Origin of the sequence: Bacteroides uniformis (assembly GCF_025147485.1) — a bacterium.
In the GTDB taxonomy this organism is placed as follows: Bacteria; Bacteroidota; Bacteroidia; order Bacteroidales; family Bacteroidaceae; genus Bacteroides; species Bacteroides uniformis.
Genome location: NZ_CP102263.1, coordinates 2,460,165 through 2,472,486 on the forward strand (window position 1 = coordinate 2,460,165; position 12,322 = coordinate 2,472,486).

Here is a 12,322-nt window from a genome sequence, read left to right on the forward strand (position 1 = left end):
TTACTGAAAACAAACCGATTGAATATTTACCTTAAATACCTTTGCACGATAACCTTTTTAACTAACCTTTTCAATAAATCTTTGTTAGAGTATGCTTATATACCGACAGCCTCGCGGACCGGTACAAAAGTGTAGCCTTTTCGTTTCAGTGTCTTAATCATCTTGTCCAGATAGCCATTATAGAACTTGTCTGTGCGGCGGTCGTCCGTTCCGAAGTGCATCAGCATTAGGTGTCCGTTCAGACCTTCTTTCTTTTCCACCTCCATAATCTTGTCGTAGATGAATTTGCTGCTCCGGTACTTCTGTCCCATGTCCGGAGTGGTGTAGTCGGCATTGCTCATGGTACCAGGGGTATAGTTGATGACTTGAATACCCATATTCTTTGCCCAGGCGGATATTTCCTTGTTATAGTATTCGTAAGGGGGAATATAGACGGGAGCGTCTTTGTATTCGATACTTGCCTTGTGGAGGGTCTCGTAGCTTTTCATCATATCGTTCTCAAACTCTTCGCGGGTGACCAGCAGAGAATCACGGTCTTCCCAAGGCATGTACAACAGATGTCCGTAACTGTGGCTGCCTACAAAATGCCCTTCGTCGAGCAGGCGTTTCACTACATCGGGATAGAGTTCATAGAACTCTCCGGTAAAGAAGAAGCCACCTTTGATGCCATGCTTCTTCAAGGTGCTGATGATGGCATCGGCACCGTCTGCTTTGTCGGCGGCAGTGAATACGAGGGTGATTTGCTTTTTTGAGGGATCGGTGCGGATAATGCCTCCGTCCACATATACATTCTTGTCATTTGGGATACCGGCTTGCTTCATTCCATCCTTCTGCATGGCAGAGAGGTAGTACGTGAGGCAGGCGGTTCCGTCCATGGTAGGCTCATTGGTGGAATAGTCGTGGATGGCGTCGTGATATACCATCAGGTCTGGCTGGAAGCGTTCGTAGTCTTGTCCGGGAGTTCCGGGAATTCCCGTCATATTGACACCGCGCAGGCTTTCGAAGATGGTACGATAGACAGGACCGTCCACCAGTCCGCCGGTAGTATTGCCCACGCCTGCATTCAGCAGTGAGGAGTGGGGTTGCGAGGGATAGTCTCCGTAAAGGGGAAGTTCCACAATCATGCTGGTTCCCCAAGGGTTACAGCCGAACAGCCAGTCGCGCAGGGAGGCTTCCATTTCGGCGTATGTGTCATCGCCGGTGGTTTCACGGTACAGCCGGCATTGGGTCAGCATGGCGGTAGTCAGATTGTTGGAACACCAGATGTAGGGTATACCGTGCAGGAAGGGGCTTTCTACCGCTTTCTCGTACGTGCGTTCAATGCCCGTACGCATGTTGCGGATGAATTCCTTGCTGATGCGGCTGTTGTCCACTTTGGCAAGATGGTAGTGCCCCATGTTCATGAACGGATACCATTGGTAGTGGCGTGCACTGTCGGCGCCCATCCAAGGAGTCACCGGTTCGCGACGTCCGTATTCAAGGGCTTGGGCCAGGTATTTGTTGTCGCCGGTGGCTTTGTACAGTTCCATGGCTCCCAGTTCCATATCGTCCACCCAGTTGTCCTCTTCGTAAATGTAGGGAGACAAGACAGAGGCTGTCTGGCATGCTCCCGGTTTCTTTACGCCTTCCTGATAGGCGGCATCGGCCTTGGCTTCGATTTCTGCTGCAAATTCAGGATAGTAGTCTTTCAGTATCTTGGCGCCTAAAGCGAAGCAGGAGGCAAACTTGCCGGCAGTGCTTGCCACTCCGGTCGTTGCATTCTTGAACTCTCCACGTACTTGCGGTTCGCCACTGCAAAAGTAAACGGGGCGTCCTTTACCCGGTCCGTAGCCGTAATCCACCAGGTCTTTGTTAGGTAGGCGCATTCCGGCATGGTCACGGTCGTCGGCTATCTGGTTGTACAGCTCGCCTGGAGCAGGATTCATCCGGTTCAGCCAGTCCAGTCCCCACTTGATTTCGTCCACGATGTCGGGAATGCCGTTGGCTCCCGGATGTCCGGCTGCATCATAGGCGTCACCGAATGATTCCGGATTTTCCTGATAGGCAAACATCATCTGGTAGATGGCATTGGCGGAGGTGGTGGTGTATTGCAGATAGTCCGTAGCATCGTGCCAGCCTCCGCGGACGTCTATATGTTGTCCGGTTTTGGTGGGATGATAGACGATGTAGCCGTCGTGCACGTGGCAGCTGTCTTTCAGGAACGGATTATAGCCGCAGCGTTGCTGCCGCATGTAGTGCAGCAGGTAGTCTGCGGTACCGTTGTAGACTTGTGCATTGATGGGGAAACGGGGGGAGACCGCTTTGCCTGCTTTCAGATAATACGTGCCCGGTTCTGTGAAATCACTGAAGTTCAACCGGTAGGTACTCTTTATGCCTCCCATCTTGCCGGTGGCCTTGGTTGTGTTGAAGGTACGCACCACCTTTCCGGTGAAAGCGTCAATCAATGAATAATTTTCTACGTTTGTTCCTTCCTCGCTCATGAATACAGCGACTTTGACGGATTGCGGCAAATAGCCGAGTTGGTTGATTCTGATCCATTCGCCTGCTTTGCCCGGCAGGGCTACGAGAGCGAATATTACCGTTAGGAGCCAATAATTACTTTTCATAATGGGGGTTTTTAATCTAAGGTTGGGGATTATATATAAAACAAATTTTCCTTATTACAAATAAAGCATTTTCTGTCAATTTTAGGAAGATTTAGGATGAATAATTAGACGATATTAGGTGTCGTTTACACTATTTTGGTATTTTATAGACGTGAAATAAGTGTTTGGTTGAAACTAAATGTTTGTTTATCACGTAATTATTATGCTTGATGATGCTTTTTAATTTTCGTTTACCTATTTTAATAATGCGTAAAACAAATTGGCGTGTTATTTGTTTTATGGTATTTAGACAATAAAACTAATAGACTATGGCTTATATTGATTACTATCAGGTCCTTGGAGTGGACAAAAAGGCATCTCAGGATGACATCAAGAGAGCGTTCCGCAAGCTGGCGCGCAAGTACCATCCTGACTTGAATCCGAACGATGCTACGGCCAAGGATAAGTTTCAGGCTATCAACGAGGCGAATGAGGTGCTGAGTGATCCTGAAAAAAGAAAGAAATATGATGAATATGGTGAACACTGGAAACATGCCGACGAGTTTGAAGCGCAGAAGCGGGCACAGCAGCAAGCCGGGGGCTTCGGAGGATTTGGCGGTGCCGGTTTTGGAGGTTCCGGTGCGGGATTTGGTACGGACGGAGGCGGTACGTATTGGTATTCTTCCGACGGCCAGGAATTTTCGGGCAGTAATGCCGGTGGTTTCTCAGACTTCTTCGAACAGATGTTCGGTCATCGTACGCGCGGAGGAGGCGGTGCCAATGCCGGTTTCCGCGGGCAGGATTATCATGCGGATTTGAACCTCTCGCTTCGTGAGGCTGCGAAGACCCATAAACAGATATTGACGGTGAATGGCAAGCAAGTGCGTATTACCATTCCGGCCGGTGTGGCCAACGGACAGGTCATCAAACTGAAAGGCTATGGTGGCGAGGGCATCAACGGAGGTCCTGCAGGTGACTTATACATCACGTTTGTGATTCCGGACGACTCGGTATTCAAGCGTTTGGGAGATGATTTGTATGTGGATGTGACCGTCGACCTTTATACAGCCCTGCTGGGTGGCGACCAGTTGGTGGATACTTTGGATGGTCAGGTGAAGCTGAAGGTGAAACCCGAAACTCAGAACGGGACTAAGGTACGTCTGAAGGGTAAGGGCTTCCCCGTATATAAGAAGGAGGGACAGTTTGGCGATCTCATCGTGACTTATTCCGTGAAGTTGCCGACAAACCTGACGGAACAGCAGAAAGAGATGTTCCGTAAAATTCAGAGTATGAACTAATGAAAGGAGAACGGATTATGCAGAACGAATGGATTGTCATCAGCGAATATTGTGACAAGTGTCATATAGAGCCCACTTTTATTGATATGCTGTGCGAAAGTGGACTGATAGATGTGGAGCAGGAAGGTGGAGAGCGTTATCTGCCTTTCTCCGAGTTGCCGGATGTGGAACGGTACAGCCGTATGTACTACGACCTTTCCATCAATATGGAAGGGATTGATGCCATCCACCATCTGCTGGCAAGGATGGAAGAGATGCAGCGGGAGATACACTCGCTGCGCGGCAGGCTGAGGCTGCACGGAGAGTATTAATTTTCCTTTCGTCTCTTTGAGAACTTTTGTCCTTTTAAGAAGGGGCAAGCAGGAGGAAGTATTTCAGAAAAAACAAGCGGGCACGGTTGTGTAAATTAAACTGTGTCATGCTCTATTCTCATTCAATCTCATCGGTCGGGGAACGGCCAGCGCCAAGGGGCGGGACCACCCGTCCCGACGAGTGTAAAATTACAACAATTTAAACCTGTCTCCAAATTTTATCGCCAGTTGTTGTGCAATGGCTCCCCAGTTAGCCAGTGGCATGGTCCATTTCTTGCGTATATTGCGGTAAGCGAGGTAAACCAGTTTCTCAAGGGCGGTGTCGTTAGGGAACACGCCCTTGTTTTTTGTCACTTTCCGTATCTGGCGATGATAGCCCTCAACTGTATTTGTGGTATAAATCATACGGCGTATATCCGATGTGAACTGGAAGTATTCAGTAAGTTTTTCCCAGTTGTCCTGCCATGACTTGATGACAATAGGATATTTTTCTCCCCATTTCTCATTCAGATTAAAAAGTTCCGTTTCAGCTGCTTCTTTACTTACCGCACCATAAACCCGTTTCAAGTCTTTGAGGAATTCCTTCTGATGCTTGCTACCGACATATTTAATGGAGTTACGTATCTGGTGGACGATGCAAAGTTGTACTGTTGTGTTCGGGAAAACACTTTGGATGGCATCCGGAAAGCCTTTCAGACCATCAACGCAAGCAATAAGGATATCATGAACTCCACGGTTCTGCAAGTCCGTCAGTACGTTTAACCAGAAATTGGCTCCCTCGTTTTTAGAGATATACATGCCAAGCAAATCCTTGTGCCCTTCCTTGTCGACACCTAAGACGTTATAGATTGCGCGGGTAACGGCACACCCTCTCTCGTCAGTGACTTTGTAATGGATTGCGTCCATCCAGACTATCGGATAGACAGCATCAAGGGTACGGGAACGCCAGGCCTTTATTTCCGGGAGAACACGGTCGGTTATGGAACTGATCGTTTCGGCAGAGACACGGTTGCCGAGATTTTCCTCCATCCAGTCACTGATCTCGCGTGTGCTGTTACCAAGGGCATAAAGTCCGATGATACGGTCCGCCACGCCCTCCGCCAGGATGGTCTCACGTTTCTTTATAAACTGAGGCTCAAAACTTGAATTACGGTCACGAGGGGTAGACACTGTGACTTCACCCAATGGAGTCTGGACTTGCTTCTGCATTTTACCATTACGACGATTGCCCAACTGACGTTCTTCATCGGTAAGATGCGCATCCATTTCACCTTCCAAGGCTGCATTCAAGATACTTTCCAATAAGGGGGCAAAAGCACCATCCTTACCTAACAAAGGCTTACCGGCTTTCAGCTGCTCTATTGCCTTGTTCTTGATACTTTCAAAATCAAATTCTTCTTTCATAAAAAAACTGTGTTAGCAAAATTAATATTTTATTCCTTGCTGACACAGTTTAAATTACATCTTCGCGGGCACCGGAGTAGCTAAACTCCGGTGCCCGCTATATTTGCCTTGTCCAAGCAATGCATTTATTTGCGGTAGCTTTCCAGCTCTTCTGCCTTGAACTTACGGATGAAGTTAAAGTGTTTTTCCACTTCAGCTTCTGCGTAGTTCACATACACCAGAGCCGACTTGCCGAACAGTTCGGGAGCCTTTGTCGCGTCCTGAATGATGAGGTGCGACATGATACATACCGCAGCCATCTCATAGAGGCGACGTGCCACGAAGTCCAGCAATTCCTGATTCTGTGCCTCTTTCACCGCATTGGTGCAGGCTTCGAACTTGTTGGTCATCTCTTTGATGCGGTCCATCAACGGTTGCATTTCTTCGCTGCACGGCACTTGCTCGTAGTCGCGCAAGGTGGCAGAGTATGAGCCGTTTGTTACATAGCGGATAGCAGCTACGGTCTGCAACTGAGTAGTACCTTCGTAGATAGAAGTGATACGTGCATCACGATAGATACGTTGGCAAGCATACTCCAGCATGAAGCCCGAACCGCCGTGAATCTGGATGCTGTCGTAAGCATTCTGATTGGCATATTCAGAGTTCATACCTTTTGCCAGCGGAGTGAAGGCGTCGGCAAGTTTGGCATACTTCTTTTGTTCCTGGCGTTCTTCCGGAGTCAGTTTGCGTTCGCGAGCAATGTCGTCCAGCGCTTTGTAGATGTCAACGTAGCGGGAAGTCTGGTACAGCAAGGAGCGTCCTGCATCCAACTTGGCTTTCATAATAGCCAGCATGTCATATACAGCCGGGAATTCGATGATAGCCTTGCCGAACTGCTTGCGGTCTTTGGCATAAGCCAGACCTTCGTTGTAGGCAGCTTGTGAAAGGCCTACCGACTGTGCGGCAATACCCAGACGGGCACCGTTCATCAAAGCCATAACGTATTTAATCAAACCAAGCTTGCGGTCGCCGCAAAGTTCTGCCTTTGCATTCTTGTAAACCAGCTCGCAGGTGGGAGAGCCGTGGATACCCAGCTTGTTCTCGATGCGGCGCACGTCTACACCGCCTTCATTCTTATCGTAGATGAACATGGACAAGCCACGTCCGTCTTTGGTACCCTCTTCTGAACGTGCCAGTACGAGGTGGAGATTGGCGTCACCGTTAGTAATAAAACGCTTCACGCCGTTCAGGCGCCAGCAGTTGTTGGCCTCGTCATAGGTCGCTTTCAGCATTACGCTCTGCAAGTCGGAACCGGCATCCGGTTCTGTCAGGTCCATAGACATGGTCTCTCCGGCGCAGACACGCGGTATAAAACGGCTGTGCTGGTCTTCGTTACCGAATTCGTAGAGCGTTTCGATACAGTCTTGCAGTGACCAGATGTTACCGAAACCGGCATCGGCGGCGGCAACGATTTCCGCACACATGGTGTACGGAGTAATCGGGAAGTTCAAGCCACCGAAACGGCGCGGCATGGTCATACCGTTCAATCCGGCTTTTACCATGGCGTCGAGGTTCTGCTTGGTGCCGCTGGCATATTCCACACGGCCGTTGGCACAGTGGGGACCTTCTTCGTCCACGCCCTCGGCATTGGGAGCGATAATCTCTCCGGTAATCTCTCCGGTGATTTCAAGTACCTTGTCAAAAGAGTCCATAGCATCCGCATAGTCCTGCGGGGCATAGTCATACTTGTCTTTGTCTTGGTAACCGCGTTCTTTCAGTTCGCAGATACGTTCCATCATCGAGTTGTTCAGATGATACTTCAATTCGGGAACTTCGGTATAAAAATTTGCCATAATTTCTTGGTTATTTAGGTATTCTGAAGTATAGGGGTATGGTGAATTTCACTCGCTTGGCCTCTCCGTCCTGATAGCCGGGCGACCAGCGGTAGACGTCGGCAATGGCCTCGAAAGCGCGTATGGCTTCTTTGTCGATGTCATAGCGCACGGACTGGAGAATTTTGGGATGGGTCATCTTGCCTTCTTCGTCTACAACGAATCGCAGGATTACCCTTCCTTCCGCCTTTTGTTTCCAGGCGTCTTCCGGATATTTGGTAACATTGGCCACCAGTTTCATAAGGTTCTCTATTCCGCCGGGGAAGGATGGAAACACGAAATACGGCTGATGTTCCATTTCAGTTCCGTACTCGTCGAACATCTTTCCACCGGTACACTGATTCTCTGAATAGTGTTCCTCTCTACGGAGTTTCCCGTCGGGATAGTACTGCAGGAGTGTTCCGTCAAGTTTACCATCGCTGTAGCTCCGGGCCAGATGTATGGCACCGTCGGGATAATACACCATGGTCTGCCCCTCCAGGCGGTTGTCTCTATATACTTCTGTCAGGCTGTCCTTGCCATTTGCATAGAATGATGTATGCAGGCCTTCCCTTATCCTTTTGCGGGGATTGCTTTTGTATTCGGAGAAATGCCAGACATCCTTCTTTTGTCCTTCCAAAGCATACTCTTCCACCTTGATGCATTTCTTGTTTATCTTGGAAACAAGAGCATACTTGACTGCCTGGATGGAGTCGTCCGTCCATTGGTAATTCTTGTCCAACCAGAGCTTTTCTTGAGCGATAGCGGAAGATATACCTGAAAGAAGAACAAATATAAGAATCAGCCCTTTCATGATTACCTTTATTGTTATTTACTGTGTGATTTATAATATTTTATCATCTTCGGGATAACCTCTTCCACCGTACCGTTGATGACATAGTCGGCAATCGTATTGATGGGAGCGTTCTCGTCATTGTTGATGGAGATGATAATACCACTTTCCTGCATACCGGCAATGTGCTGGATTTGTCCGCTGATGCCGCAAGCAATATACAGTTTGGGGCGGACAGTGACACCGGTCTGGCCAATCTGGCGGTCATGGTCGGCATAACCGGCATCGACGGCAGCACGGCTGGCGCCTACCTCTGCATGGAGTTCTTTGGCAAGCTCGAACAACATGTCAAAACCTTCCTTGCTTCCCATGCCGTAGCCGCCGGCAATCACGATGGGAGCGCCTTTCAGGTTGTGTTTTGCCTTTTCTACGTGGCGGTCGATGACTTTTACCACATAATCCGTCTCGGGCACGTACTTGGCAACGTCGTGGTTGATGACTTCGCCCTTATAGTCAGCGTCCAGTATCTCTTTCTTCATCACGCCTTCGCGAACGGTTGCCATCTGCGGACGGTGCTCGGGATTCACAATCGTGGCAACGATGTTACCGCCGAATGCGGGACGGATTTGATACAGCAGGTTCTCGTAAACCTTGCCTTCCTTCTTGTCTTCGTGGTTGCCGATTTCCAGTGAGGTACAGTCGGCAGTCAGTCCGCTGGTCAAAGCGGAAGAAACGCGCGGGCCGAGGTCGCGACCGATAACGGTGGCGCCCATCAGGCAGATTTGCGGCTTTTCTTCTTTGAACAAATTGATGAGGACAGAGGAGTGGGGAAGGGAAGTATAGGGGAACAAGCCCGGAGCGTCGAATACGTGGAGTTTGTCTACTCCGAAGGGCAATACTTGTTTTTCAATGCCTGCCAGATTGTTGCCGGCAGCAACTGCCTCCAGTTGACAGCCCAACTGATTGGCTAATTTACGACCTTTGGTCAAGAGTTCGAGACTGACGTCGGCAACTGTTGTGCCTTCTATCTCTAAATATACAAATACATTATTCATAATCTTATCCTATCGTATGGTTAGCTAACAGTTCAACAATCAAATCTTCCACATCCTTGTCGCTGCCCGTCAGCGTTTTGCTTTCTTTGGCCTGGAATGAGATGTTCTGAATGGTCTTCACCTTGGTAGGCGAACCGCTCAGACCGCATTGTGCAAGGTCGCCGTTCACGTCGGCAACACTCCATTCCGTGATGTTCAGATAGGGATATTTCTCGTAGAGGCCGGCGTAGGCAAGCTCAGCGCCTTCCTTGGTGATGGCAGCTTTTTCCTGGGCACCGAGGGCGCGTTTGTACTTCTGCACCAGTTTGGCATTGCGCGGGCGGCAGGGAGCGGCACTTCCGTTTACGGTGATGACTATGGGCAGGGGAGCCTCAACGGTTTCCACACCACCGTCAATATGACGTTTCACGGTAATCTTCTTGGCGGCTTTATCCACGTTCAGAATCTCTTCTGCGTAGGTCACTTGCGTCAGCCCCAGCTTTTCGGCAACCTGCGGGCCTACTTGGGCGGTATCACCGTCGATGGCCTGGCGTCCGCCAATGATGACGTCATAGTCGCCTATCTTCTTGATGGCTGTGGCAAGGGCATACGAAGTGGCAAGCGTATCGGCACCTGCAAAGGCGCGGTCGGTCAGCAGATAGCCGTTGTCGGCACCACGGTAAAGTCCTTCACGAATAACTTCGGCTGCACGTCCCGGTCCCATGGTCAGGATGGTAACGGTGGAGCCCGGATGTTCATCTTTCAGTCGGAGAGCCTGTTCAAGAGCGTTCAGGTCCTCGGGGTTGAAGATGGCAGGGAGTGCCGCGCGGTTGATGGTTCCGTCGGCTTTCATGGCATCTTTCCCAACGTTGCGCGTGTCGGGAACTTGTTTTGCCAATACAACAATTTTCAAACTCATGCTATTAATTATTAGTATTAGTATTTCTTTGTATGTCAGTACCGGGAATAGGAGTAGTAGAATCCTGCTACTGAAATTGGCCGGTTAACTCATTATTAGCCTGCAAATTTACGGAAAGAGTTGGGTTTGACAAGAAAATGGGGTGAAAAATGCACAAGTTGAGGGATTTTGCGCAAATATCAGTTGGCTCTATATCTGTAAAAAAGGTAATAAAACCGGTAATTTATCTACCTTTCCGTTCCCGTTTCCTCTGTACTTTTGCAGCGTCTGGATGAGGTCTGCATAACGGGCAGCATCGGATAAACAAGCATTGCTACTTAAATGTTATTATAGAATATGTATATTGAAAAAGTAAATTCCCCTGCTGACGTGAAAAAGTTATCAGTCAGCGAAATGAACGGATTGGGTGGAGAAATCCGCCAGGTGTTGTTAAACAAGTTAAGCTCCCACGGAGGACACGTAGGTCCCAACCTGGGAATGGTAGAAGCCACCATAGCCCTGCATTACGTGTTCGATTCACCAACGGACAAGATAGTCTATGACGTGTCTCACCAAAGTTATACCCATAAGATATTGACAGGCCGCCGGGCAGCGTTTATGAATGCGGACGAGTATGACGAAGTCTCCGGATATTCCGAACCGTCGGAAAGCGAGCACGACTTCTTCGTCATTGGGCATACCTCTACCTCCGTCAGTCTGGCAAGCGGACTTGCCAAGGCGCGTGACCTGAAGGGGGAGGCGGGTAATGTGATTGCCGTCATCGGCGATGGCTCGTTGAGTGGAGGTGAAGCCTTCGAAGGATTGAATGTAGGTGCCGAACTGGGCACGAACTTCATCGTCATTGTCAACGATAACCAGATGTCCATTGCCGAGAATCATGGCGGGCTATACCGCAATCTGCAACAGTTACGCGAAACGGAGGGGCAGGCTCCCTGCAACTATTTTAAGGCAATGGGATATGATTATCTCTATGTGAAGGATGGCAATGACGTGGAGCAATTGATAGAGGCTTTCCGTGAAGTGAAGGACAAGAAGCATCCGGTTGTGGTACATATCAATACCTTGAAAGGTAAGGGATACAAATTGGCAGAAGAGCAAAAAGAACGTTTCCATTACAGTGTTCCGTTCGACCTTGAAACCGGCAATCTGACCGGTGAGTCTGGAGAGGGTGAAGACTATGCCGACCTTACCGCCGGTTATTTGTTGCAGGAGATGAAGAAAGACCCGACTGTGGTGGGCATCACCGCAGGTACACCTACGGTATTTGGCTTTACACCGGAGCGCCGCAAGGAGGCAGGGCGGCAGTTCATCGATATGGGCATTGCCGAAGAGCAGGCTGTTGCCATGGCTTCTGCCATTGCTGCCGGAGGTGGAAAACCGGTATTCGGGGTCTACAGCACCTTTATCCAGCGCGCCTACGACCAGTTGTCCCAGGATCTTTGCATCAACAATAATCCTGCACTGATTCTTGTCTTCTGGGGAAGCTTATCGAGTATGAATGATGTTACCCATCTTTGTCTTTTTGATATTCCGGTCATCGGTAATATTCCGAATATGGTTTATCTGGCACCTACTTGTCGTGAGGAGTATATGGCAATGCTGGAGTGGGGCATCCGTCAAACGGAACATCCGGTTGCCATTCGCGTGCCGGCCAATGGGGTTGTCCGCAGGAATGTAGAACCGGAGAAGGATTACGGCAAGACGCTGAACCGTTATGAGGTGTCCCATCGTGGAGAGAAGGTCGCCATATTGGGACTGGGCTCTTTCTATCAGTTGGGCGAAGCCGTGGCTGCCCGGTTGAAGGAAGAGAAAGGAGTGGATGCCACGCTTGTCAATCCTCGCTACATCACGGGTGTGGACGAGGCTTTGCTCGATGACCTGAAGCGCGACCATACACTGGTCATTACTCTTGAGGACGGAGTGCTGGACGGTGGCTTTGGCGAGAAGATTGCCCGTTATTACGGTCCGTCGGATATGAAGGTACTGAACTATGGTGTGAAGAAAGAGTTTATCGACCGTTACGATGTGGAGGAGCAGTTGAAGAAGAACCGGTTGACGGTTCCGCAGATTGTGGAAGATATCTGTAGGATTTGGTAAGAATTGAAAAAGGAGATGCATCAAACTGCAT

At 49.5% G+C, this 12,322-nt stretch carries 9 protein-coding genes; 3 read left to right on the plus strand and 6 right to left on the minus strand.

The window, feature by feature from the left end:
- Window positions 1–95 precede the first annotated feature (95 nt).
- On the minus strand, window positions 96–2,606 hold the full coding sequence (locus NQ510_RS09585; RefSeq protein WP_005826249.1) for a glycoside hydrolase family 9 protein: 2,511 nt from the start codon (window positions 2,604–2,606) through the stop codon (window positions 96–98).
- Window positions 2,607–2,914: 308 nt separating this feature from the next.
- Here NQ510_RS09585 and NQ510_RS09590 point away from each other — a divergent pair, with 308 nt between their 5' ends.
- Complete coding sequence (locus NQ510_RS09590; protein ID WP_005826253.1) at window positions 2,915–3,883, plus strand: DnaJ C-terminal domain-containing protein; 969 nt, start codon at window positions 2,915–2,917, stop codon at window positions 3,881–3,883.
- Between the two features lie 17 nt (window positions 3,884–3,900).
- Window positions 3,901–4,194 carry a chaperone modulator CbpM gene (locus tag NQ510_RS09595; RefSeq protein WP_009036538.1) on the plus strand — a complete coding sequence of 98 codons (294 nt, stop codon included), beginning with the start codon at window positions 3,901–3,903 and terminating at the stop codon, window positions 4,192–4,194.
- A 189-nt stretch (window positions 4,195–4,383) separates the two neighbouring features.
- Here NQ510_RS09595 and NQ510_RS09600 read toward each other — a convergent pair whose 3' ends face one another.
- From NQ510_RS09600 to NQ510_RS09620, 5 genes are all read right to left on the minus strand, one after another.
- Window positions 4,384–5,598 (minus strand): IS256 family transposase, encoded by a 1,215-nt coding sequence (locus NQ510_RS09600; protein WP_005826255.1) that lies wholly within the window; start codon window positions 5,596–5,598, stop codon window positions 4,384–4,386.
- Window positions 5,599–5,723: 125 nt separating this feature from the next.
- Window positions 5,724–7,430: an acyl-CoA dehydrogenase family protein gene (locus tag NQ510_RS09605; RefSeq protein ID WP_005826256.1), complete on the minus strand. Its 1,707-nt coding sequence runs from the start codon at window positions 7,428–7,430 to the stop codon at window positions 5,724–5,726.
- A 10-nt stretch (window positions 7,431–7,440) separates the two neighbouring features.
- Window positions 7,441–8,262, minus strand: a complete 822-nt coding sequence (locus NQ510_RS09610; protein ID WP_005826257.1) for an energy transducer TonB — start codon at window positions 8,260–8,262, stop codon at window positions 7,441–7,443.
- A gap of 14 nt (window positions 8,263–8,276) precedes the next feature.
- A complete protein-coding gene (locus NQ510_RS09615; RefSeq protein WP_005826260.1) occupies window positions 8,277–9,296 on the minus strand; it encodes an electron transfer flavoprotein subunit alpha/FixB family protein in 1,020 nt (339 codons plus the stop codon).
- 4 nt (window positions 9,297–9,300) lie between these two features.
- Window positions 9,301–10,194, minus strand: coding sequence for an electron transfer flavoprotein subunit beta/FixA family protein (locus tag NQ510_RS09620; RefSeq protein ID WP_005826262.1), 894 nt, complete (start codon window positions 10,192–10,194; stop codon window positions 9,301–9,303).
- 336 nt (window positions 10,195–10,530) lie between these two features.
- Here NQ510_RS09620 and NQ510_RS09625 point away from each other — a divergent pair, with 336 nt between their 5' ends.
- Window positions 10,531–12,291 carry a 1-deoxy-D-xylulose-5-phosphate synthase gene (locus NQ510_RS09625; protein WP_005826266.1) on the plus strand — a complete coding sequence of 587 codons (1,761 nt, stop codon included), beginning with the start codon at window positions 10,531–10,533 and terminating at the stop codon, window positions 12,289–12,291.
- The last annotated feature ends 31 nt before the right edge of the window (window positions 12,292–12,322 follow it).

Coding starts and splice junctions, on each gene's coding strand:
- NQ510_RS09600 (WP_005826255.1), bottom strand. CDS start 5,598: ATGAAAGAAGAATTTGATTTTGAAAGTATCAAGAACAAGGCAATAGAG.
- NQ510_RS09610 (WP_005826257.1), bottom strand. CDS start 8,262: ATGAAAGGGCTGATTCTTATATTTGTTCTTCTTTCAGGTATATCTTCC.
- NQ510_RS09590 (WP_005826253.1), top strand. CDS start 2,915: ATGGCTTATATTGATTACTATCAGGTCCTTGGAGTGGACAAAAAGGCA.
- NQ510_RS09620 (WP_005826262.1), bottom strand. CDS start 10,194: ATGAGTTTGAAAATTGTTGTATTGGCAAAACAAGTTCCCGACACGCGC.
- NQ510_RS09595 (WP_009036538.1), top strand. CDS start 3,901: ATGCAGAACGAATGGATTGTCATCAGCGAATATTGTGACAAGTGTCAT.
- NQ510_RS09585 (WP_005826249.1), bottom strand. CDS start 2,606: ATGAAAAGTAATTATTGGCTCCTAACGGTAATATTCGCTCTCGTAGCC.
- NQ510_RS09625 (WP_005826266.1), top strand. CDS start 10,531: ATGTATATTGAAAAAGTAAATTCCCCTGCTGACGTGAAAAAGTTATCA.
- NQ510_RS09605 (WP_005826256.1), bottom strand. CDS start 7,430: ATGGCAAATTTTTATACCGAAGTTCCCGAATTGAAGTATCATCTGAAC.
- NQ510_RS09615 (WP_005826260.1), bottom strand. CDS start 9,296: ATGAATAATGTATTTGTATATTTAGAGATAGAAGGCACAACAGTTGCC.